Consider the following 22,756-nt stretch of genomic DNA (forward strand, 5'->3'; position numbering starts at 1 on the left):
TCTGGATTATTCACATTCTTACGCTTTTTCATTCAAAAATGTTATATTTAAATTGAAATTAACTAAATAATAATTCTAAAAGGAGGTCATCCTATGTCATTCAAGGAATATGTAGAAGATGTTGTAGAAACAATCAAACATATGCGCTTTGGTTCTAAAAACGGTATTATCATGATTGTTTCTGCCATTGTGTTAAGTGCGATCACAACACCAATTATCGGTCTTCCATTAGGCGCTTGGATTGGTTACTATTTAGAGAAAAACGGTTAATAATTTTGATAGACGCTATGTAAAGAAATCCCTTGAGACACTTTATTAAAGTACTCAAGGGATTTTTATTTATTTTTGAAGTGCTAACAAGTCACTTGTGAGATGACGTGTAGCTTGATATGCTTGTTGGTAAATTTCAAAGTATGCTTCATACGTCTGATGACGTTTTAAATCAGGTTGGAACACTTTTGAATAATGAATAAAGGCTTCTGCACAATCTTTCAATGAATCATACCAACCTAAGCTGTATGCTGCTAACATTGCTGCACCCATACTTGGTCCTTCTTCATGTTTCAACTTATAGATTTCAGTGTTGAAGACATCTGCTTGAAGTTGGAGCCAGAAATCACTCTTAGCACCGCCACCTGTTGAGACAATCTTAGTCACATTGCGTCCAATACTACGCAAGTACACTAATGAATCATATAAAGAATACGTAATACCCTCTACCACTGCACGTCCAAAATCACCACGTGTATGATTGCCTGTAATACCAATAAAGCTGCCTCGAATTGACGCATCACCATGCGGTGTACGCTCTCCAACTAGATAAGGTGTAAAGATTAAACCGTGTGCTCCAATTTGAGAGGCTTCGACATCTTTCATTAAAGTGGTGAAATCATCTTCAGGATAAAATTCACGTTTAAACCAACTCAAACTATAGCCTGCACTTAACGTCACACCCATTAAATAGTTAACATCCGGTACCGCATGATTCATCAAATGAATTTTATGACCATAGCCTTCTGATTCTCCGACAGGTTCGCAAATTAATAACACACCTGATGTACCGATGCTACAAATCGCATCATCAGGATGAATCACGCCTGAGCCTAACGCTGCACATGCATTGTCTGCTCCGCCCGCAAAAACAGGTACAGGTTTATTAAGAGACAATTGTTGTTGTAACTCAGCTTTTAATACACCGACTTGTGCGTGTGATTCAACTAAGTCTGGATAAATATGGTCTGGAATATCAAACGAAGCACCTAACGCTTTATCCCATGCCTTAGTTTGTGCATTTAATAACATCGTTGCAGCCGCATCTGAATACTCTGTGTGCAATACACCTGTTAACGCAAAGCGTAAAAAGTCTTTCGGCAACATAAACGTATCAATTTGTTTAAATAAATCCGGTTCATGTTGTTGTACCCATAAGAGTTTAGTCAGTGTAAATCCTTCGACCACAGGATTACCAAGAACTTGATCACCATACTTCGCTTTGATTTGTTCACATTGAGGAGTCGTACGTGTATCGTTCCATAAAATTGCACGTCTTAATGGTTGACCTGCCTGATCTACAATAACAAGTCCATGCATTTGACCTGAAAATGAAAGACCTTCAATCGAAACATCTGATAATACTGGCTGTGCTAATAAATGATGGAGCCCATTTACTGCAGCTGCCACCCATTCTTCTGGTGCTTGTTCTGAATAACCTGGATAGTCGTGATAAAGTTTGAGCGGTTCACTTTGTGTGCCGAGTACATTGCCTAAGCGATCGACCGCAATCAGTTTAATTGCGCTCGTTCCTAAATCGATGCCGATTACCGCTTCTGTTGTCATGTAAATCATCCTTTCCAAACGATTAAATACGAGTATTTTGATGAATCAAGTATTACTTTTTATCTCATTAGTTATAGTATAGCGTTTTCATTTATATAAATATATATCCTTTATACTAAATTTATCTTTATTATGTATACATCGGTATGCTAGAAACCTCACATACCTTATTACTCAAAAAAGACACACGAGCAACGTTTGCTCGTGTGTCTTTGATTGATGTTATTAAGAATTCCATAAATCCGCTAAACCTTGGAATGATAAGAATCCTGTTACGATTGTTACGAGTACAGCAAGTACACCGAACATTAACATCCATGTTGGATGTTTGTAATCGCCGACAATTGATTTCTTCTTACTTGCGATTAAAATAACACCTAATGTAATCGGTAAGATTAAACCGTTCAACGCACCTGCGATGATTAATAATTTAACTGGTTTACCGATTAATAAGAATGTAATCGTTGAAACAACGATGAACACAATCACAATGATATTACTGCGTTTCATCAATGATTTGCTTAACGTTTTCAAGAATGTTGCACTTGTGTACGCTGAGCCGATTACTGATGATAAGGCAGCTGCGAATAATACGATACCGAAGATATTCTTACCAATTGGTCCAAGTGCGTGTTCGAATACTGATGCTGGCGGGTTTTCAGGGTTTAATGTCACACCTGTAACAACCACACCTAATACAGCTAAGAATAATAAACCACGCATGACACCTGTTGTTAAGATACCAGCAATCGCTGAATGGTTAACAAACGGAAGATAGTCTTTCCCTTTGATTCCTGAATCCAAGATTCTGTGTGCACCTGCGAATGTGATATAACCACCCACAGTACCACCAATTAATGTGATAATCGGTAATACTAAAGCACCTGGATGTTCAGGCATAACCATTTTCTCTGCAGCTTCTAAGTATGGTGGATTTGATTTCACCATTACATACGCTGTAATACCAATCATCATTACCCCTAAGATCATCGTTACGAAGTCCATCACTTTTTGACCGCTCTTACTAATGAATACGCCAATTGCTAAAATGGCTGTAATTGCGGCACCCCATTTTACATCAATACCGAAAATCGCATTTAAACCTAAACCGGCTCCTGCGACGTTACCGATATTGAAGGCCAGACCACCGATCGCAACTAAAATGGAAATGAAGGTCCCTAACCCTTTAACCATTTTGTTCGCGATTTCTTGTCCACGTAAGCCTGTCACAACCAAGATACGCCAAATATTGATTTGCGCTCCGATATCAATAATGATAGATAATAAGATCGCAAACGCGAAACTTGCGGCGAATTGTTGTGTGAAAACCGCTGTTTGTGTTAAGAACGCCGGACCGATGGCTGATGTCGCCATTAAGAAGACTGACCCTAATAACAGTCTCTTATGTTCCTTAGTGAACTGGAACTCCGGTTTGTTTTGTTTGTTTTCTCCCATAGATTAACCCCCTAATTTCGTAATCGAAATACCTTCTTTCGTTAGTCTTTCTCGTATTTTCGATACGAATTCCAATGCATGCGCGCCATCGCCATGCACACAAATTGTATCTGCTTTAAGCTCAATTTCTTTTCCTGTTTTCGCAATGACTTTGTTTTCTTTAACCATCTTCACAACCTGTTCAATCGCTTCATCCGTATCCGTTAACACAGCGTCAGCTTCTTTACGGCTTACTAGTTGACCGTTTTCTTCATAACGTCTGTCTGCGAATACTTCATTTGCGGCTTTCAAACCAACTGCTTCGGCTTCTGATACTAATAATGTATTAGATAAGCCCACTAAAATTAGTGATGGGTCCACGTCATATACTGCTTGTGCAATTGCGTGTGCAATATCTTTGTCACGCGCACCCATGTTATATAAGGCACCATGAGGTTTAACATGATTGATTTTGACATCGTGAATACGGCAAAACGCTGATAAAGCACCAATTTGGTATGCAACCAAGGTATAAATCTCATCAGGTGATAAATCCATATTACGGCGTCCGAAACCTTGAATATCATGGAAGCCTGGGTGTGCACCGATGCCCACACCGTTTTCTTTCGCAAGTTTCACAGTTTCATACATTACATTTTCATCACCTGCGTGGAATCCGCAGGCAATGTTTGCGGAGGTAATCAAAGGAATAATTTGGTGATCTCCACCGAATGAATAATTGCCGAATGCTTCGCCTAAATCACAATTCAAATCTATTTTCATGTTAAAGCAGCCCCCTTAGTAATTTGATGACGGTCTAAGAATTTAATATCGACATCTTTAGCATCACCATCAGCGTATGCTGGATATGATAATACCGCATACAAGAAATCAGCCGTTGTTGAGAAACCGTCAATGACCATTTCATCAAGTGTTGCTTTTAATTTCTCAATCGCATGCGTACGGTTTGCACCTTTGACAATCACTTTTGCGACAAGTGAATCATAGTAAGGTGACACGACATAACCTGGATACAATAATGAATCGACACGTACATTGAAACCTTGTGGTAAATGTAATGCTTTGACTTTACCTGGTGAAGGTTGGAATTTACGTTCTGGATTTTCTGCGTTGATACGTGCTTCAATCACGTGGCCAGTGAAGTGAATATCATCTTGGCTGAATGGCAGTTCTCCATGTTTCATTAAGTAAAGTTGTGCTTGTAATAAATCTCTGTCAGCACGCATTTCTGTGACAGTATGTTCTACTTGGATACGTGCGTTCATTTCGATGAAGTAATATGCATCATCAGTTACTAAGAACTCGATTGTACCCGCACTACGGTAATTAGATGCTTGCGCAACTTTAACCGCGTCTTCACAAATCTTTTGACGCTTTTCTTCTGATAGTGCTGCACATGGTGATTCTTCGATTAATTTTTGGTTTTTACGTTGTACTGAACAGTCACGTTCACCTAAGTGTACATAATTTTCTTTACCGTCACCGATAACTTGTACTTCTACGTGTTTCGCAACTGGAATAAATGCTTCAACGTAAATACGATCATCATCGAAGTATTTTTTACCTTCACTTTGTGCTTCTTTAAAAGCTTTCTCTAAATGTTCTGGTTCTTTAACGATACGGATACCTTTACCGCCACCGCCGCTTGCGGCTTTTAATACGACTGGATAACCGATATCTTTAGCAATTTCTTTAATTTCATCAACAGAATGTACCGCACCGATAGAACCTGGGATAATCGGCACATCGGCAGATTCAACTGTTTGACGTGCAGTGATTTTATCACCCATCATTTCCATCGTACGTTTTGTCGGTCCAATAAAGTAGATATCATTTTCTTCTACTTTTTGCGCAAAGTTAGGGCTTTCTGATAAGAAACCATAACCTGGATGGATTGCATTGGCACCTGTAATTTCTGCTGCTGCAATAATACGATTAATATTTAAATAGCTATCAAGCGGATTCGCTTCGCCAATACAAATGGCTTGGTCTGCTAAACTGACATGCAGACTCTTTTCGTCTCCTTTCGCATATACGGCTACTGTTTCAACGCCCACTTCACGGCAGGCACGAATAATACGTACAGCGATTTCTCCTCTATTCGCAATTAAACAACGATACATGATAATTTCTCACCCCTTTACTTAACTTCAATCAGTGCTTGGTCATATTCTACATTTGTGCCATGATCAACTAAGATATCTGTAACTTCGCCTTCTACTTCACTAGTTACTTCATTCATGACTTTCATTGCTTCGATATAACCGATAACATCGCCTTTTTTAACTTTGTCTCCGACTTTCACAATCGGTTCAGTTAATTCTTTTGTATCTTGCAAGAAGAATGTGCCGACCATTGGCGCATTCACTGTTTCACCAGATGCTTGGTTATCAGCTTGTGGTTCTTGAGCCGCTTCTGGTGCTGGATTAGATGTTGCTTGATTTTGAATTTGTGTTGCTGGTTGTGTTTGTTGCGGTGATGAAAAATCTAATTCAATTTCATGTGCCTCATCTTTATATTTGAACTTGTTCACCTTGTTCTCTTTAACTAAGTTAATTAAATCTTTGATTTCTTCTAATTTCATTTCTATTCATCCCCCTCTAGTAATTCGCTAATACGTTTTGATGTTGTTCTCATTTCCCTCATGTCAAACAACGGTTCTTTTTCTATTGCTTCTAATGAAGCTTCGAAACCTTTATTATAATCATCTAAATGTTGAATGGCTTCTTCCACAGTTACCCACTCAAAGTTCACTTTTTGACCGGGTTGTTTTTGTGCTAAGACACTTAAGTCTGACTGGCAGACTGTCGCAATCTTAGTGTAACCGCCGACTGTTTGTTTATCATTCATCAATACAATCGGGTTACCGTCATTCGGTACTTGTACACTGCCGAGTGCAACAGGTTCAGAAATAATATCTGCACTGTCAGTCGGCGGAATAGAAGCACCCTTCAAACGAAAGCCCATACGATCCGATTGTTCAGAAATCTCAAAAGGTTCTGACACTAACCCTTCATGGCTAGCATCAGGGAAGCTATCATATTGCGGGCCTTCCACAACTCTGATCGCATCTGTCCCTTCATGGATTAAATCTAAATCGCTCGTATAACCGACATGACGACGGTAATCATTATTATAATGAACCGGAATCATATCATCTTTTCTTAATGCACGGCCATGGAAACCACCCATTTTAGTACGTGTATGCGTCGCATAACTTCCTGCAACTTCAGGTACGTCAATCGGATGACCGAAGTGTAAATAACTTCTTGCGCCTTTAATTGCGGCGTTTAATGCGAGTACATCACCTTTATATACTTGTACAACCGTTTGGTGGGAAATCGGCTCACCATTCAATGTTGCTTTAAATTCTGCGCCTGTAATAACTACAGTATTATCTTCTAAGAATTGTAATGTCGGTCCGATAATAGTTGCTTCGATTGCTGGACCTTCATTACCGATTAATTGTGTACCTAAACGGTAACTATATCTATCTAATGCACCTGCACTAGAGAAGCCTTCTTTTTGGTAACCATAACGTCCGATATCTTGAATTGTTGAGAATAGTCCTGGTTTAATAATTCTAATGCTCATCTTGAACAGTCACCCATCTTTCTATATCAAAATCAGGATCGTTTTTCTGTGCGATAATCTCATCATACGTATCTTGTGAGATTTGATAGAATTCAATACGATCTCCCGCTTCATAAAGTGTCATTGGTTCACGGTCCAAGTCGAACACATCTAAAGGTGTACGTCCGATGATTTGCCAACCGCCTGGCGAATCTTGCGGATACAAACCAGTTTGGTTTTTCGCAATGCCGACAGAGCCAGCATCAATACGTACTCTTGGTTCATCCCTTCTTGGTGTATACAGACGCTCATCTAATCCACCAAGATATGGGAAACCAGGCATAAATCCTAGCATATAAATTAAATAAGTTGGTTCTGTATGTAATTGAATCACATCTTCAACTGTTAAATCATTAAGCTTAGCGACTTCTTCAATATCAGGTCCATATTTTCCTCCATAAATGACTGGAATACGTACCACTTTGGAGCTTTCTGACGTCTCAATATCACTTACATCGAGCGTATCAAGCTTCAAGTCTTCGATTAATGCTTTCGCATGAATCTTATGATCATCGAAGTGAATCATCACTGCACGATAAGACGGTACAATCTCTTTAATCGCTTCATGATCTTGGCGTTCCAAATAAACCACAAGTTGTTGTACTTTCTTGAATGTCTCAGGTGCAATCTGTGGTTCAAAGCGAACTAAGATAGCTTGTTCACTGATAATTTGGTAATCCATTGTTTTGCCTCCCCTTTGTGTTAGGTAATACTGAACATCTATCCAGACGTTCTTTCCTTTGTTTAAGAATGTGACTGCACAAACTGAAACTCAGCTTCAGCTCGGGCAGTCTTTATATGTTTAACACTGTTATCTCTTCAGTTGTTAAGATACTTTTGAAAATTGTAACCGTTTTAAAAACGGCCAACAAATTTAATTATAACATTTATGCCCCATCCGTATCGATTAACTTGGGTATTAAAATCACAACTCAAATTCTATAAGAAATTTTAATAATATGAAATCATGCCTTTTATCGCCATTTTCATAAGTTTTCTGACAATTTAGATGAAAACCTTTTCATGCGTATTGTTTTAATATAATACATTTGTTGCCTAAGTAAAAGACTTTTTTTGCTATAATTTTACACTTCTAATTGTGTTTAATTTAATATCCAATGGTACAACAGGGTTTAGACGATATTACAATCCTATTAAATTTCTGATTTTATTTGTCAGAAATACGATTATCCTAGGAATCTGAAGATTTCTTTATCATAAAGTTTAAAGATTTTGATGAAAATAAAGTGCGCGATATAAGCAACCGTAAATGGAACGACAAAGAATGCGGTGATAATCAAGACTAATTTCAACCAAACTTCATCAACATGCATAAATCTAAAGGCATTAATCGGTCCGACCATACCGATAATACCGAAACCTGCAGACTCTTTTGTTCCGCCAATACCGATAAAACTTGCCACAAAACCTGAAATGGCTGCGGTAACTGTAATCGGTACTAACATCACAGGATATTTAACCATATTTGGAAGCATCATCTTAACACCGCCTAGTAAAATTGTGGCAGGAACACCGAGACGGTTTACAGTGATTGTCCCAAAGACTAATGTTGCTTCAGCTGCTGTAATACCGATTGATGCTGCACCAGCTGCTAGACCGCTGATACCGATGGCCATAGATGTTGCTACTGTGGAAATCGGTGAAATGATGATCATACTATAAGCAATCGCAATCAGCATACACATTAACACTGGCTGCATCTCTGTAAAGGTATTAATGATATGTCCAATACCTGTAGTGACTAATTTTACGTATGGCAAAGTATGTAATGTAATAAAACCCGTAATAACTGCTACAAAAGTAGGTAAAATGATTAAATTCAAGCTTCCGAAGCGTTCACCTATGAATAAAATTAAAAGTGAGGCGATTGAAGCTGCTAACATCGTATTGATCAAGTCACCAATACCTGTGATTACCCATGCACCATTTTTAAATTGCGCTGCCCCACTTCCGATAAATGAAGCTGCCGCAACAACCGCAATGCCAAGCGGTGTGAATTTAAAGCGATGTGCGACTAATGCACCAACCAACATCGGCACCGTAAATTGAATGGCTGTTGCTACTTGTAATAGAACACCTGCTGATTTAGAGTACGGTGATAATGCTTTTAAAATTTCCCCTAATACCGCATGCGGTACGAGTCCTGCGATAATTGCGAATGCGACCCCGTTTAATACGTTATAAAAAAATGTACCCACCGACACCTTGGTACCTGGTCTTGTCATAGTTCCTCCCATATATTCTCCTCCGTTTTCTGTGTTGTTAATTATGTTTGTAATATTCTGATAATTCTAATATTTAAAATACTTAAAGTCAATATCTGCTCGAATTTAATAATGGTTTTAAGAACATATAATAGTAAGAAACCACTAAAATGGTAGAATGAATTATCTTATAACCCTTTCTAAATAAGCTGTCTTTTGTATCACAATAAAAAAGAGACAGAAACCACACATATGATTACTGTCTCATTAATGTATTAATCGATAAATTTAAAGATTTCTTCATCATAAATTTTAAAAATTTTACTATAAACAAAGTGCGCGATAAACGCAGTAATAAATGGAACGATAAAGAATGCGACTGCACAAAGTATCGCTTTAAGCCAGAAGTCCCCGTAATCTAAAAATCTGAACGCATTGATCGGTCCAACTAAACCGATGATACCGAAACCAGCTGATTCTTTCGTTCCTCCAATACCGATTAAACTTGCCACAAAGCCGGTTACTGCCGCAGTCGTAGTAATAGGTAGGAAAATAATCGGATGACGTACTAAGTTCGGCAACATCATTTTAACGCCACCTAAAAAGATTGTCATCGGTACACCTAAACGATTAACGCGCAATGTTCCGATTGTTAATACTGCTTCTACTGCCGCTATACCGATAGAAGCTGAACCTGCAGCCAATCCTTCAATACCGATTGCCATGGATAATGCGGCAGTTGAAATTGGCGAAATAACAATTGATGCATAAACTAATGAAATCAAAATACACATCGGTATCGGTTGTAATTCAGTAAAACTGTTGACCATATTACCGATGGCTGTTGTGACGAGTTTGACATAAGGTAGTGTATGCAATGCGATGAAACCTGTACTTACTGCCACAAATGTTGGTAATATAATCAAGTTCAAGCTGCCAAAACGTTCACCAATAAACAAAATCATAAGTGAAGCGATTGCAGCTGCGAACATAGTGTTGATTAAGTCACCAATACCTGTGATAACCCATGCATTATGTTTAAAGACGACAGCGCCACTACCGATAAAGGAAGCCGCTGAAACTACCGCGATACCTAAAGGTGTAAATTTAAAACGATACGCAACTAACGCACCGATTAAACAAGGCACCGCAAATTGAATAGCCGTCGTAACGTGTAGTAATTGAGTAAAGACTGGATTGAATGGGACAAGTGCTTTTAAGATTTCTCCTAAAATCGCATTCGGGATTAAACCTGCTACGATACCAATCGCAACCCCATTTAATAAGTTAAAAAGAAAATATTTGGGACCTATCTTGGTCCCTGGATGTGTGGGTGAAGTATGATTCATCGCTGTGTGTTCCATAAAAAGACTCCTCTCGTGATGCAAAAGACCTGATGTTTTCGTAATTTTCAGAATTATTGTATGCCTATCATTAAAGTATGTCAATGACAGAAAATAGAAAAAAGCAGCCGAAGCTGCTTAAAAATTACAGAGTACTGAACTATTCACTTTTACGTTTTCTACTAGCCATAACAGTTACCATACCTATTAATGAAATACACAAGCCAAAGATTACTAATACAAGATTTATTTCAGCTTCACCGGCTGCTGGTAATTCTTGTGATTGAGATGCATCAATTGATCTTGCTTCTGAAATTAATGCAGCAACTTTTTCATTATATTCAGTCGTAGACATTTTACCTGTATCTTTCAGATGTGTTAATTGAACTAACTTAGTTTGGTAAGGTTCATCTAATTTGATATTTTCAAATCCGATATTTGCCCATCCGTCACCGTCTGGATCCAATTCATCAGAAACTACTTCACCCGTAACTGCTTTAGCTGCTTGCGCTTCTGCACCTTTCACAATGTCTTCAATTCCAGTAAAAATTAATGCTACCGCAACTAACGTTGTTAAAAAGATACCGATTTTTCTCATTATAGGCCTCCTAAGTTTATCTAGTTTACTCATCTTTAACGTAACCAAACTTGCCTTCTTTAAAAACCCTATTTACAGTAACTAAACAAACTTTGCGGAATGTTCGTAAATGAAATAGAGGTGGCTCATTTTTTCACTGTCTCATCGAACAATGCAAAAATTTATTAACAAAGAAACTGACATGGATGCACTAATCCCCTCACTACTACGAATAGCGAGGGAATTTTTAAATATGATTATAAACTTCTATTTATCGTTTTATTCATGATTACTATATTATTAATGTGCTTGTACTTTTCCTTTTTCTTTTAGCATCAATGCTGCTACTAAACCAACCACAAGTAATAGCGCTGCTAAATAGAACCCAATGGCCATTGAACCTGTAAGATCGGTTAAGAAGCCTGTAATGTATGGGGCTAAGATTGAAGCGGTCATTCCGATGAAGTTATAAACACTGAATGATGTACCTAATGCACTTTTAGGCGCATTATCCGCAACAACAGCAATTAAAACTGGGTTTGTACTGATTTTACCAACAATTCCATAGCCGATTAATGCAATATATAGAATGACTAAGTTATCGAAAAATACAATAGATGCTGTAAAAATAAACGCTAACGGTAACATAATCATTAATACTGGTTTTCTTCTTCCTAACTTATCTGATAACCAACTAAAGAATAAAGAGCCTGGAATAGCTGCCCAAGGTACGAGTGATGCAACAAAAGCTACCTGTGCACCATTGATACCTCTTTCTGATTCTAAGTAATACGGTAACCAAGTAATAATCATAAAGAATCCATAAATGGAACAGAAGATAATAATATAAGCTAGAATTAGATTTCGATTTTTAAATAAACTAGACATTTTAAATGGCGCTATATTTTCGTCTTGCTGCACTTGTTTACGTGGGCGTTCTTTAATAATACGATACATTAAAAACGCGATGATAAGTATCGGTACTGCCATAATATAAAATGGTATTCTCCAGCTCATTCCCATCTCAGAAACTGAAATACTCGAGATAAAATAACCGATTGATGTTCCAAAAGCCATACCACTATTAATTAAAGCACTGCCTAAAGTGATATTTTTTTCTGGTATAGCTTCTGACGAAAGTGCATATTGTGGACCATAGAACATACCTTGTGCTAAACCTACAATCACCCATGCGATAACAAATAAGAAATAGCTAGGCATCAAACCTGTAATAACCATAAAGATACCAAAAACTAAAAAACTAGGTACTAATATTTTCTTTCGACCTATTTTATCCCCCATGATACCTGAAGGAATTTGTGTAACGGTATAACCAATAAAGAACAAACTCATTATTAATCCTAATTGAGCATTATCTAAGGTAAATTCAGCTTTAATATTACCCATAATCGGATTTAATATTGTGCGTGCTGCATAAATAACTAACCAACCTAATGTAAAGACTGCAACAAGTTTTATCCAATATCGATTACTAACTTGATTTGCTTTGTTGTTATTCATAATGATCGCTCCTTTAAAATTACTTTCAATTTAAGCTTACCGAACATAAAAAAGGCGAACATTGGCAAAAATTCCAATTTTCACACGACCTTTTGACTACTTTAAACAATTTTAATTTTTATGAATAACAATGCTACTTAATTCTCATTCTTTTTATTAAAAACCAATAATTTTCACACTTCCGTCATACAATTTTCAAAATATGACAAACATTTGTCCTTTCATCTATTTAAAAATCTGTAATAATATAATGTAGCTTTTATATAAAGCGAAATCATTATATTTTATATAGATAAAGAGGTAAATTATGAAACCCAACACATTTAATCCTATGCAGCGATTACACTTTTACGCTGCGGTCTTTATTACGCCTTTATTAATTACTTTGACTTTGTCAGGTATTGCTTATCTTTTCTTCCCTGAAGTTGAAAATCAATTGTATAAGCACGAATTCTATGGTCAAAGCGAACATACAAAACAACAATCTATGACCGATGCGATTAAACAAATCGAAAAAGAACATCCTGGTTACACTATCAATAAAGTCAGTGTGATGGAGTCACCTTACAATAACCGCATCACAATTGGTGATATGGAAGGTAATTCTTACTATATTTTTCTAGACAATCATAACCAAATTGTCGATCAACAAAATGCGAAATACACCTATTCCAATATGGTCAGAAGTATACATAGTTCCCTTTCGACTGAAAATACTGCGATTAACTACTTAGTTGAATTAACCGCATGTTGGACTGTTTTTATGATATTATCTGGTATTTATATGTTAGTACGTAAAAAGTTATTAAAATCTAACAACAAAGTACTCAAATTCCAAAAATGGCATGCGATTGTCGGATTAATAATCGCCATTCCGATGTTAATCTTAGTCTTTACAGGCTTACCTTGGTCTGGCTTCATGGGTGCTAAAATCAATCAGATTTCAACTGCGTACCCACAATTAGGACAAACTCAACTCGTCGCAAATCCACCTAAATCAGAAGCCAATGAAATTCCATGGGCTTTAAGACAAAAAGCAGCACCACAATCAGAAGGTGGCGGGCATCACGGTAGTATGGCGATGCCGATGACAAATATTCCCGGTCAATTATCTTTGGATAAAGTGATTCACAACGCTGAAAAGCAAGGTTTAACACGTCCTTTTGCGATTGTTTATCCAACCAGTCCTGATGGTTCCTTTACGCTATCTAAAGCCAGCAATAGTGGTGTAACCGGCTTTGATGTCGCACCTGAAAAAGAAACCACACGTTATATGGACCAATATACTGGTAAACAATTAGGTAAAGTGGATTATCAAGATTACGGTATCCTAGCGAAATGGTTAACTTGGGGCATTTCGCTTCACGAAGGCCACCTCTTCGGTATGGCTAACAAAATTATTAACTTACTCGTATGTATCGCCTTTTTAGGCGGAATCATCTTTGGTTTCATGTCTTGGTTTAGACGCTTAAAACACATGAAACAAGCTGAAATGCTACCAAGACGTGTGAAAAAGCCGATGTCTATTTCACTTATAATTACTTTGATTATCTTAGGAGTTTTAATGCCTTTATTCGGCTTCTCACTCATTATCGTCTTTATTATAGAAACACTCTTATACTTGAAAGATAAGCGAAATAAACAATTGAATTAATCAACAGAAACAAACAGCGCAACCCTGGGAGGTTGCGCTGTTTTTATATAGTAGGCTTTGTTTATATACTTACATATTGGATTTTGGGAGTAATTATTATTTAATATTTTAATGTTCAGTGAGTTTCAATCATTGGCTTACTTTGTTTTATAGTAGAAATCTGGAATATTTGCCCAACGCTCTTTGAAGTAGAACGCTACAGATTTTGGTTTACGATCTCTTGTGAAGATACCTTTACGGTTACCTTGGACACGAATATGGCCTGTACTTGTTTCGAAGTCAGCGAAGTTCCAAGTTTGTTCCCCGATAAACTGTGGATATTGGTCTACGATTTCATGGTTAGCTTCGTAATATTTCACTTGGTATTCTTCTGTGAACATAATGTCATCGATTGCGTGTAATCCAGCTACAGTATCTGCACCGTATTCTGTAAACATAATTGGCTTATTCGGTTGTACTTTAGACCAGCCATCCATTTCTTTCTTCAATGATGCTTTCGCTGCTCTTAAATCACCTTGGTCTACATACCAACCATAATATCTGTTCAAGCAAAGTACATCGACTAAATCTTGAACTTGACAGTTATCAGGTTGCGAGAACATGATTGTTACGATTGTCATTGGACGATCTTGTGGGTCTAAGTCTCTTGCCAGTTGTACAAGCGGTTCGAAATATTCTTTCGCACCTTTAGCATCTGATTCTGGTTCGTTAGCGATAGACCACATTACAACACATGCATGGTTTTTATCACGTGCGATTAATTCACGAATCACTTGTTCATGCGCTTCTTTTGTTTTAATGTCTTTCCATGTATCAATAGGATTATTTGATTTACCTAAGTGTACTAAGAAGTTCAAGTGAACCCCTACTGCAGTAGTTTCATCAATTACTACAATACCTTGTTCATCCGCAAGACGCATCATTTCTTCTGAATAAGGATAGTGCGCTGTTCTGAATGAGTTCGCATTGATCCACTTCATTAAGTTCAAGTCCATAACATTTGCGTTTTCATTATAGCCTCTACCATTAATAGGTGTATCTTCATGTTTACCGAATCCTTTGAAGTAGAATGGTTTGTTGTTGATTAAGAATTGACCATCTTTCACTTCAACAGAGCGGATACCTACACGTTCTGTATACGTATCAACCACTTCACCATTGTCGAATAATGTTACTTTTAAGTTATATAAATATGCGTTTAACGGTTCCCATAGACGTGGATTTTCTACTTTGATGTCACCTTGTACACCTGTGGCTGAACCTACGATTGTACCTTCTTCATCTAATAATTCAACACGTATCTCTTCCACATCACCGACAACCTCAGTTTCATAACGAATTGTCGCATTGTCACCTTCAACCTTAGGCACCACTGTAATATCTTCTACATATTTATGTGGTGTTGTGTAGATTTTAACCGGACGGTGTAAGCCAGAATAGTTAAAGAAGTCGAAGTTTGGTGTGTTCTTTCTGATTAAGTTGCCATCTTCATCTGTAAACTCTTCATAGTTACCTACAGGTAGTGTTGAGTGATCTAAAATGTTGTTTACTGACACAGTTAAACGGTGGCTGCCTGCTCCAACTTTATCTGTAATATCTACTTCAAATGGTAAGAAACCACCTTTATGAGATACAACTTCTTCACCATCAATATATACAATCGCTTCATGTGTAGCTGATCCGAAACGTAAAACTAAACGCTCGTCACGTAATGCTTTTGGTACGATAAAGTCTCTTTCGTAAAAGACAGTACCCACATGGTTACGAATCTCACTAATCGCACCTTGCTCGTTATATGAACCTGGGACACTCATCACTAAATCAGTATCTAATGGTTGTGTCGCATCTAACTTTTCATTCGCATGTTCTAATCGGAATTTCCAAGTGCCATTTAAATCAATAATATTTCTTGTTTCTGTTGTAATTGGATATAACATATCATTCTCTCCTTCATTTATTATACGCCTGAATATGCATTGAACCCGCCATCAACTGGTAATACTACGCCGTCCACAAAGCTTGATGAACGGTAATCGACTAAGAAGAATAATGCACCGATTAATTCTTCTGGTTTACCAAAACGATGTAAAGGTGTCGCATTCAAGATTTTTTCTGCACGTGCTGAATAACTGCCATCTTCTTTAATTAATAACTTTTCATTTTGAGATGTCACTAAGAACCCTGGCGCAATCGCATTAACACGTACGCCTGTATCAGCAAGGTAAACACTTAACCATTGCGTGAAGTTGCTGACAGCTGCTTTTGCTCCACTGTATGCTGGAATCTTAGTTAATGGTGTAAATGCGTTCATTGATGAAATGTTGATGATTGTTGCTTCTTTGTTATCAATCATGTCTTGCGCAAAGACTTGTGATGGAATGAACGTACCTAAGAAGTTCAAGTCGAACACAAAACCAACACTTGCTTCATCCAATTCAAAGAACGTCTGCATTTGATCTTTATTATCTTTATCAAAATGTTCATCATCCGTTGTACCTTTAGGATGGTTACCGCCTGCACCATTAATTAACACATCCACTTTGCCAAATGCTTCATGGATTTTTGTTTTTGCTTGTTCCATCTGTGCTTTATCTGTAACGCTTGCTGAAATGAAAAGTGCTTTACCGCCCGCTTCTTCAATCTCACGTACAACTTGTGCACCTGTCTCATCATTCAACCCAATAATCGCAATATTAGCACCGACTTGAGCTAATGATTTCGACATCGCTGAGCCGATGACACCATTACCACCAGTCACTACTACTGTTTTATTGTTCAAATCAATTTCGTATGGAATCATATGCTCACTCCTTACCTTTACTTACTGCTTCATAAAGTCCGATTAAATATGTCGCACCTAGTGCTCTGTCATATAAACCGTAACCTGGTTTACCTGTTTCGCCCCAAATCATACGGCCATGGTCTGGACGTACAGGACCTTCATAACCAAAGTCATGCATAGCTTTAACAATTTCATACATATCTAAAGAACCTTTATCTGAAGGGTGTGCAGACTCTTCAAATGAATGTGTACCTGTATGTTTGATATTACGCGCATGCACGAAGTGTACGCGGTCTTTTTTACCGAAGTAACGTAACATTTCAGGGAAATCATTGTTTTTATCACAGCCTAATGAACCTGAACACATTGTTAAACCGTTTGATTTTGAATCATATAGATTAATGAAGCGTTCTAAGTTTTCTTTATTTGTGATGATTCGTGGTAAGCCGAAAATATTCCATGGTGGATCATCCGGATGAATCGCCATTAAAATATCTTCCTCTTCAGCTACAGGGATAATTTTATTAATAAAGTAAGACAAGTTTTCCCATAGCTTTTCTTCATCAACAGATTCATAAGCTTTAAATAAATCTGCTAAATCATCTTTCGTATAACTTGAATCCCAACCAGGTAATGAAAGTTCCCCGCTTAATGGATCCATCTTTTTGATATGGTCTTCGTTATAGATTAAAGCAGTTGAACCATCGTCTAAACGATATTCTAAGTCTGAACGCGTCCAATCAAACACTGGCATAAAATTATAGCACACAACTTTAATTCCTGCTTTGCTTAAATTACGTAATGTTTGTTGGTAGTTTTCAATATACTTGTCACGTGTAGGACGTCCTAACTTAATATCTTCATGTACTGGTACACTTTCAATCACAGATAACTCTAAACCAGCATCTTCTATCTCTTTCTTTAGTGCTTCGATTTTATCTAATGGCCAAACTTCACCAACAGGTACATCATAAATTGCGCTGACAATCCCTTCCATACCAGGAATTTGACGAATGTACTCTAAACTAATTGGATCTTCTTTACCATACCAACGAAATGTCATCTTCATTGATTATTCTCCTCCTTAATTAATCCAAAGTAATGATAAGCATTGTTGTAACAAATGCCTTTAATTAATTTTTCTAATAATGATGGTTCATCTGGAATTTCTCCATTTTCAACCATCTCTCCGATATATGTGCATAGAATGCGACGGAAGTATTCATGTCGTGCGTATGAGATAAAGCTTCTTGAGTCAGTCAACATACCTACAAAGTGCATCAGCATACCTTGATCAGCTAGTGATGACATTTGTCTCAACATGCCGCGTTTTGTATCGTTGAACCACCAGCCAGCACCGTGTTGGATTTTACTCGCAATACCTGGCTCTGTTTGGAAGTTCGCAATTGTTGAACCTACAACGTCGTTATAATTTGGGTTCAAGTTGTAAAGAATCGTTTTTGGTAAGTGATCTTCACGTTCCATCATGTCTAGTAAATGGTTCAAGTTATAGGCTAAGTTCGTTTGATCGTTAATTGAATCAAAACCTGTGTCTGGACCTAGCTTTTCAAATGCTCTCGTATTGTTATTTCTGATCGCACCGAAGTGAATTTGCATTGTCCATCCTTTGTCAGCGTATGCTTTGCTTAACTCATTTAAGACGAATGTGATAAATTGTGCTTTTTCAAAATCAGAAACCGTTTCTTTGCTTAATGCTTTTCTGAAGATGTCCGTGATTTCTTCTGATGTGAAACCTTCATAATCAATTCGTTCCAAACCATGGTCAGCTAATCTGCCGCCTTTGCTGTGGAAGTAATCGATACGTTGTTTCAAACTGTCAATGAAGCTTTCAACACTTTGAATCGGTTGAGTAATCTCAGCTAGTTTTTCAACAAAATCTAAGAAATCTTGTGAACCGATTTTAAATGCTGCATCAGGTCTGAATGCTGGTAAAACTGCTGTTTTGAAATCAGATTGGGCTTTAATTTCATCATGATAATGTAAATCATCTGTTGGATTATCTGTCGTACAAATCAAATTAACTTTTGATTCTTTAATTAAAGATTGCGTTGTCACATGATTGTCTTTCAGATATTGATTCACACGCTCATAAATTTCTTCTGCGTTATCTTCAGTTAATAAATCATAGACACCGAAGTACATCGCAAGTTCTAATTGTGACCAGTGATACACTGGGTTGCCGACTGCGTTTTGAAGTGCTTGTGCCCATTTGACAAACTTTTCTTTTTTGTCCGCATCTCCAGTGATGTAATGTTCTTCGATACCTTGAGCACGCATAACTCTCCATTTATAATGATCGCCGCTCAACCATAAATCTGTAATGTTATCAAAGTGATGATCCTCACTGATTTGTTTAGGGTCTAAATGACAATGGTAGTCATAAATTGGCATGTCTTTTGCATAATCTTCATAAAGTTGTACTGCTTTATCATTGTGTAACATAAAAGTTTCATTGATAAATGCCATAGTATATACGCTCCTTTTAAATTTCTTCTCTTAACGCTAATTCTTTTACAATTTGTTCATGTCGTTTATCTGTTAATTTATAGAATATTCCGAAGACAATTACCGCAATTAAACTGATAACAGCAGGTACGACAAAGTATAAAAGTCCTAACCCCTGTAATGTATCGGCAGTTTGCTCGACATTCGGTTGATAACCAATAAACGTTAGTGCTATACCTGGAATAAATCCAGCTAAAGCTTGTGATACTTTACGTGTGAAGCTGTAGCTTGAATAAATAATCCCCTCAGTACGAACTCCTGATTTCCATTGTCCGTATTCTACAACGTCTGCGATAAATGCCCATGTAACTGTATTAGGAATCACTAGGAAGAACATGCCTAATGTACTAAAGATTAAGAAGGTTACAACGTTCTCTCCAAAGAATGCATAGTTTAACATTTCACAAATGATAAAGCCTACAACACCAATAATCGCAGTCATTTTTTTACCAAACTTCTTACTTAAAACAGTTGTAAGATATAATGCTGGAATCAGTGCGATAAAGTTGAACAAGCTAACAATGCCTACTAAATTAACTTCGCCAAGTACATATTGGAAGTAATACAATTGTGTAGATTGCTTTAAGAACATGGCTGTAATTGTTAGTAATGTATAGAAGGCAAGCACTGCGAATGCTCCGTTTTTCAATAAGTTTTTAAACGCAATTCTACTTTGTCCTTTTGTATCAGGGGGTTCTACTGTAAAGCGTTCTTTAACACCTTTATAACAAATGATGTGGAAAATCACACCAATTGCCGCAAGTACACCTACAACAACTGGGAACCCAATTGCTTGATTAGGGAATTGGCTTACCATAGGTAAAACAATGATACCTGTAATGAACAACGCACCTTGTGACCCCATATTTCTGAACACTGAAAGTTGTGTACGGTCATCTGCGTTTACTGTCATAGATGCAGAAAGTGAACCATAAGGAATATTAACAATTGAATAAGCCATACTGAATATCATATAAGTTGCGAATGCCCATATCACTTTACCGGTATAATCTAAATTCGGGGTGATAAAGGTCATTACTGTCATAATTGCTAAAGGTACTGTCCCAAATAAGATATATGGTCTGAACTTACCTCTTGGACCAATATTTTTACGTGAATCTACATAAGATCCGACACCTGTATCGACAAAAGCGTCAAATATTTTTGAAATTAGGAATACTAAACCTGCATACGTTGCTGATATTCCTAAAACATCTGTATAGAACTTAAGTAAGTAGATTTGACCTAAGTCAAACATCATTCCGTTACCTAAGTCACCAAATCCATAAGCAATTTTCTCTTTGAGCGGTAATTTCGGCTTTTCTATCGCTTTAAATGTTTCAACTTTTTCCTCTTGTCGTTTTGTCATCGTTTCCATAGCATGACCTCTTTTCTAGCGTTTAATATCCGCTGAATCTGTAATTTGGAAAATTGTTTCAACATCCGCTGTATGATAATCACCATGGATGGCGTGCTTATACAACATATTGTTAATCGCAAATTGAACTGTCGTTCTCAAATCCCAATTTTCCATTAATCCATAAATAATCCCTGTGCTGAATGCGTCACCAGTACCGACGCGGTCTAAAATATCTGAATCAAATTGTGCTGTCTGTTCTATATGGTTTCTATGTGATATAAAACCTTGTAAGCGGTTTCTTGAGTTCGTAAAATTTTTTCTTTGTGTAAAAGCAATGTATTCAATGTCATAGCGTTCGTGTATTTCAGCTAAATATGGTTTTAATGTTTCAATCGAAGCTAATCTATCTAAGCCATCCTTTTTATCCGTTCCATCTTCATTTGTAAGTGATAAAGGTTCATAACCAAAGATTAAATCAACATAAGGTAACAACTCAGACATCGCCTCACGTGCTGTTTCAAAAGACCATAATGCTGCGCGGAAGTTTAAATCACAACTTACAAATAAGCCTTGTGATTTTGCGGCTTTTGCGGCTTGTAACGTAACCTTAAACAACTGTTCATTCAATGCAGGTGTAATACCTGTAAAGTGGAACCACTGTTGATTTTTAAAAGCTGCTTCAAAATCAATTGACGTTGTATCCAACTGTGAAAATACTGAATTCGCACGATCATACACTACTTTAGAAGGTCGATAAGCAAATCCTTTTTCTAAGTAATACACACCTAATCTGCCATCAGCTTGTACGATATGATCTGTCCCGACACCGTACTTTCTTAAAGTTCTTAATACAGCTTGCCCAAGCTCATTTTGAGGTAATCCCGTTATCACTTGTGTTGATACGCCGAATCCAGCTAACCCGACAGCTACATTCGTTTCTGCACCGCCATAGACCGCATCAAACGATGTGGTTTCTGTAATCGTTTGATGGTTTGGAGGTGTTAAACGCATCATGATTTCACCTAGTGTGATAAAATTCATGACTTATCACCTCGAATACGTTCGAAGCGTTCTACAAATTTCTTCGTGTTCTGATAAATGATGTTATCACTGCCGTCTTTCGCACCTTTTGTTAATCCGCCGCCAATACCGATTGCATAGGCACCTTTTTTATACCATTCGTCCATATTATCAATGGATACACCACCTGAAGGCATCATTTCGACATTTGGAATAGGTCCGTGAACTGCATTGATAAAACCTGAACCAAGCACATCACCTGGAAAGACTTTGACTAAATCTACACCTGATTTCAATGCATCTGTAATTTCTGTGACCGACCCGCAACCAGGCAGATACGGAATTGAATACAAGTTACATAACTGTGCAATGTCTCCATCAAAATTTGGACTGACGATATATTTAGCGCCGTTTAAAATTGCGATACGCGCAGTATGCGCATCAAGTACAGTGCCAGCACCAATCACAACTGTGTCATCAGCATGTTGTTGTAAATGTTGAATCACATGTTCTGCACCTGGTGTTGTAAATGTTACTTCAATATTTTTGATTCCGCCCTCTATAATTTGATCAATCATATTTTGTGCATCTTCTTGTGATTTGCCTCTGACAACTGCGACCAGATAATTGTTATGCAACTGTTCCAATATTGTATATTTATGCATTGTTTAATCCTCCCTTAAAAATACTTTTTTTAACTAGCTAGCTCACCACTAAAGTAAAAGTTTTTTTAAGAATGGTCAATTTTCCATCAGATTTCAGGCCTCTTTTTATGCAAAAAATGCAAATAAAAAAACGCCTTTATCAATCAAGTTAAACCCTTG

The 22,756-nt window shown here is 37.3% G+C and carries 20 protein-coding genes; 2 read left to right on the plus strand and 18 right to left on the minus strand.

Going from position 1 to position 22,756, the window contains the following annotated elements:
* Positions 1–93 precede the first annotated feature (93 nt).
* A complete protein-coding gene (locus KRR19_RS03335; protein ID WP_156666721.1) occupies positions 94–270 on the plus strand; it encodes a VraH family peptide resistance protein in 177 nt (58 codons plus the stop codon).
* A gap of 69 nt (positions 271–339) precedes the next feature.
* Here the strand turns inward: KRR19_RS03335 and xylB are convergent, their stop codons facing one another.
* The 11 genes from xylB to KRR19_RS03390 all read right to left on the minus strand — a co-directional run bounded on the left by xylB (position 340) and on the right by KRR19_RS03390 (position 12,590).
* A complete protein-coding gene (gene xylB, locus KRR19_RS03340; protein ID WP_156666722.1) occupies positions 340–1,836 on the minus strand; it encodes a xylulokinase in 1,497 nt (498 codons plus the stop codon).
* Positions 1,837–2,061: 225 nt separating this feature from the next.
* Positions 2,062–3,291, minus strand: a complete 1,230-nt coding sequence (locus KRR19_RS03345; protein ID WP_002479873.1) for an NRAMP family divalent metal transporter — start codon at positions 3,289–3,291, stop codon at positions 2,062–2,064.
* Between the two features lie 3 nt (positions 3,292–3,294).
* A complete protein-coding gene (gene pxpA / locus KRR19_RS03350) occupies positions 3,295–4,053 on the minus strand; it encodes a 5-oxoprolinase subunit PxpA (protein WP_057510028.1) in 759 nt (252 codons plus the stop codon).
* Positions 4,050–5,414, minus strand: a complete 1,365-nt coding sequence (locus KRR19_RS03355; protein ID WP_002479875.1) for an acetyl-CoA carboxylase biotin carboxylase subunit — start codon at positions 5,412–5,414, stop codon at positions 4,050–4,052. The genes pxpA and KRR19_RS03355 overlap by 4 nt, the downstream gene beginning before the upstream one ends.
* Positions 5,415–5,431: 17 nt before the next feature.
* Positions 5,432–5,875: an acetyl-CoA carboxylase biotin carboxyl carrier protein gene (locus KRR19_RS03360; RefSeq protein WP_023015510.1), complete on the minus strand. Its 444-nt coding sequence runs from the start codon at positions 5,873–5,875 to the stop codon at positions 5,432–5,434.
* Positions 5,876–5,877: 2 nt separating this feature from the next.
* Positions 5,878–6,885 carry a 5-oxoprolinase subunit C family protein gene (locus KRR19_RS03365; RefSeq protein ID WP_216733439.1) on the minus strand — a complete coding sequence of 336 codons (1,008 nt, stop codon included), beginning with the start codon at positions 6,883–6,885 and terminating at the stop codon, positions 5,878–5,880.
* Complete coding sequence (gene pxpB, locus KRR19_RS03370; protein ID WP_002479878.1) at positions 6,875–7,606, minus strand: 5-oxoprolinase subunit PxpB; 732 nt, start codon at positions 7,604–7,606, stop codon at positions 6,875–6,877. The genes KRR19_RS03365 and pxpB overlap by 11 nt, the downstream gene beginning before the upstream one ends.
* 505 nt (positions 7,607–8,111) lie before the next feature.
* On the minus strand, positions 8,112–9,182 hold the full coding sequence (locus KRR19_RS03375) for a PTS sugar transporter subunit IIC (protein WP_002479879.1): 1,071 nt from the start codon (positions 9,180–9,182) through the stop codon (positions 8,112–8,114).
* Between the two features lie 242 nt (positions 9,183–9,424).
* Positions 9,425–10,513, minus strand: a complete 1,089-nt coding sequence (locus tag KRR19_RS03380; protein WP_002479880.1) for a PTS sugar transporter subunit IIC — start codon at positions 10,511–10,513, stop codon at positions 9,425–9,427.
* Positions 10,514–10,652: 139 nt separating this feature from the next.
* Positions 10,653–11,090 carry an LPXTG cell wall anchor domain-containing protein gene (locus KRR19_RS03385; RefSeq protein WP_070684328.1) on the minus strand — a complete coding sequence of 146 codons (438 nt, stop codon included), beginning with the start codon at positions 11,088–11,090 and terminating at the stop codon, positions 10,653–10,655.
* A 279-nt stretch (positions 11,091–11,369) separates the two neighbouring features.
* On the minus strand, positions 11,370–12,590 hold the full coding sequence (locus KRR19_RS03390) for an MFS transporter (RefSeq protein WP_002479882.1): 1,221 nt from the start codon (positions 12,588–12,590) through the stop codon (positions 11,370–11,372).
* A gap of 307 nt (positions 12,591–12,897) precedes the next feature.
* On the opposite strand from KRR19_RS03390, the gene KRR19_RS03395 reads away from it, so the two are divergent.
* Positions 12,898–14,244 carry a PepSY-associated TM helix domain-containing protein gene (locus KRR19_RS03395; protein WP_216733440.1) on the plus strand — a complete coding sequence of 449 codons (1,347 nt, stop codon included), beginning with the start codon at positions 12,898–12,900 and terminating at the stop codon, positions 14,242–14,244.
* Positions 14,245–14,381: 137 nt separating this feature from the next.
* Here the strand turns inward: KRR19_RS03395 and uidA are convergent, their stop codons facing one another.
* Genes uidA through KRR19_RS03430 form a run of 7 tightly spaced genes read right to left on the minus strand, consistent with a single transcriptional unit; the run spans position 14,382 to position 22,597 of the window.
* Positions 14,382–16,181 (minus strand): beta-glucuronidase, encoded by a 1,800-nt coding sequence (gene uidA, locus KRR19_RS03400; RefSeq protein ID WP_002479884.1) that lies wholly within the window; start codon positions 16,179–16,181, stop codon positions 14,382–14,384.
* Positions 16,182–16,201: 20 nt separating this feature from the next.
* Positions 16,202–17,044 carry an SDR family oxidoreductase gene (locus KRR19_RS03405; RefSeq protein ID WP_002479885.1) on the minus strand — a complete coding sequence of 281 codons (843 nt, stop codon included), beginning with the start codon at positions 17,042–17,044 and terminating at the stop codon, positions 16,202–16,204.
* Positions 17,045–17,048: 4 nt separating this feature from the next.
* Entirely contained in the window at positions 17,049–18,095 is a 1,047-nt protein-coding gene (gene uxuA, locus KRR19_RS03410; RefSeq protein ID WP_023015517.1) for a mannonate dehydratase, read from the minus strand.
* Entirely contained in the window at positions 18,092–19,513 is a 1,422-nt protein-coding gene (gene uxaC, locus KRR19_RS03415) for a glucuronate isomerase (protein ID WP_216733441.1), read from the minus strand. The genes uxuA and uxaC overlap by 4 nt, the downstream gene beginning before the upstream one ends.
* Before the next feature lie 16 nt (positions 19,514–19,529).
* Positions 19,530–20,930: a glycoside-pentoside-hexuronide (GPH):cation symporter gene (locus KRR19_RS03420; protein WP_002479888.1), complete on the minus strand. Its 1,401-nt coding sequence runs from the start codon at positions 20,928–20,930 to the stop codon at positions 19,530–19,532.
* Positions 20,931–20,945: 15 nt separating this feature from the next.
* Positions 20,946–21,953, minus strand: a complete 1,008-nt coding sequence (locus tag KRR19_RS03425; RefSeq protein WP_002479889.1) for a sugar kinase — start codon at positions 21,951–21,953, stop codon at positions 20,946–20,948.
* Positions 21,950–22,597 (minus strand): bifunctional 2-keto-4-hydroxyglutarate aldolase/2-keto-3-deoxy-6-phosphogluconate aldolase, encoded by a 648-nt coding sequence (locus KRR19_RS03430; protein ID WP_002479890.1) that lies wholly within the window; start codon positions 22,595–22,597, stop codon positions 21,950–21,952. The genes KRR19_RS03425 and KRR19_RS03430 overlap by 4 nt, the downstream gene beginning before the upstream one ends.
* Positions 22,598–22,756 lie beyond the last annotated feature (159 nt).

Origin of the sequence: Staphylococcus sp. CWZ226, from assembly GCF_018986355.1 — a bacterium.
Classification (GTDB): Bacteria; Bacillota; Bacilli; order Staphylococcales; family Staphylococcaceae; genus Staphylococcus; species Staphylococcus simulans.

What these genes read in the sequence shown, in the direction of transcription:
- KRR19_RS03335 (WP_156666721.1), top strand. Translation starts at nt 94, where the DNA reads ATGTCATTCAAGGAATATGTAGAAGATGTTGTAGAAACAATCAAACAT.
- xylB (WP_156666722.1), bottom strand. Translation starts at nt 1,836, where the DNA reads ATGACAACAGAAGCGGTAATCGGCATCGATTTAGGAACGAGCGCAATT.
- KRR19_RS03345 (WP_002479873.1), bottom strand. Translation starts at nt 3,291, where the DNA reads ATGGGAGAAAACAAACAAAACAAACCGGAGTTCCAGTTCACTAAGGAA.
- pxpA (WP_057510028.1), bottom strand. Translation starts at nt 4,053, where the DNA reads ATGAAAATAGATTTGAATTGTGATTTAGGCGAAGCATTCGGCAATTAT.
- KRR19_RS03355 (WP_002479875.1), bottom strand. Translation starts at nt 5,414, where the DNA reads ATGTATCGTTGTTTAATTGCGAATAGAGGAGAAATCGCTGTACGTATT.
- KRR19_RS03360 (WP_023015510.1), bottom strand. Translation starts at nt 5,875, where the DNA reads ATGAAATTAGAAGAAATCAAAGATTTAATTAACTTAGTTAAAGAGAAC.
- KRR19_RS03365 (WP_216733439.1), bottom strand. Translation starts at nt 6,885, where the DNA reads ATGAGCATTAGAATTATTAAACCAGGACTATTCTCAACAATTCAAGAT.
- pxpB (WP_002479878.1), bottom strand. Translation starts at nt 7,606, where the DNA reads ATGGATTACCAAATTATCAGTGAACAAGCTATCTTAGTTCGCTTTGAA.
- KRR19_RS03375 (WP_002479879.1), bottom strand. Translation starts at nt 9,182, where the DNA reads ATGGGAGGAACTATGACAAGACCAGGTACCAAGGTGTCGGTGGGTACA.
- KRR19_RS03380 (WP_002479880.1), bottom strand. Translation starts at nt 10,513, where the DNA reads ATGGAACACACAGCGATGAATCATACTTCACCCACACATCCAGGGACC.
- KRR19_RS03385 (WP_070684328.1), bottom strand. Translation starts at nt 11,090, where the DNA reads ATGAGAAAAATCGGTATCTTTTTAACAACGTTAGTTGCGGTAGCATTA.
- KRR19_RS03390 (WP_002479882.1), bottom strand. Translation starts at nt 12,590, where the DNA reads ATGAATAACAACAAAGCAAATCAAGTTAGTAATCGATATTGGATAAAA.
- KRR19_RS03395 (WP_216733440.1), top strand. Translation starts at nt 12,898, where the DNA reads ATGAAACCCAACACATTTAATCCTATGCAGCGATTACACTTTTACGCT.
- uidA (WP_002479884.1), bottom strand. Translation starts at nt 16,181, where the DNA reads ATGTTATATCCAATTACAACAGAAACAAGAAATATTATTGATTTAAAT.
- KRR19_RS03405 (WP_002479885.1), bottom strand. Translation starts at nt 17,044, where the DNA reads ATGATTCCATACGAAATTGATTTGAACAATAAAACAGTAGTAGTGACT.
- uxuA (WP_023015517.1), bottom strand. Translation starts at nt 18,095, where the DNA reads ATGAAGATGACATTTCGTTGGTATGGTAAAGAAGATCCAATTAGTTTA.
- uxaC (WP_216733441.1), bottom strand. Translation starts at nt 19,513, where the DNA reads ATGGCATTTATCAATGAAACTTTTATGTTACACAATGATAAAGCAGTA.
- KRR19_RS03420 (WP_002479888.1), bottom strand. Translation starts at nt 20,930, where the DNA reads ATGGAAACGATGACAAAACGACAAGAGGAAAAAGTTGAAACATTTAAA.
- KRR19_RS03425 (WP_002479889.1), bottom strand. Translation starts at nt 21,953, where the DNA reads ATGAATTTTATCACACTAGGTGAAATCATGATGCGTTTAACACCTCCA.
- KRR19_RS03430 (WP_002479890.1), bottom strand. Translation starts at nt 22,597, where the DNA reads ATGCATAAATATACAATATTGGAACAGTTGCATAACAATTATCTGGTC.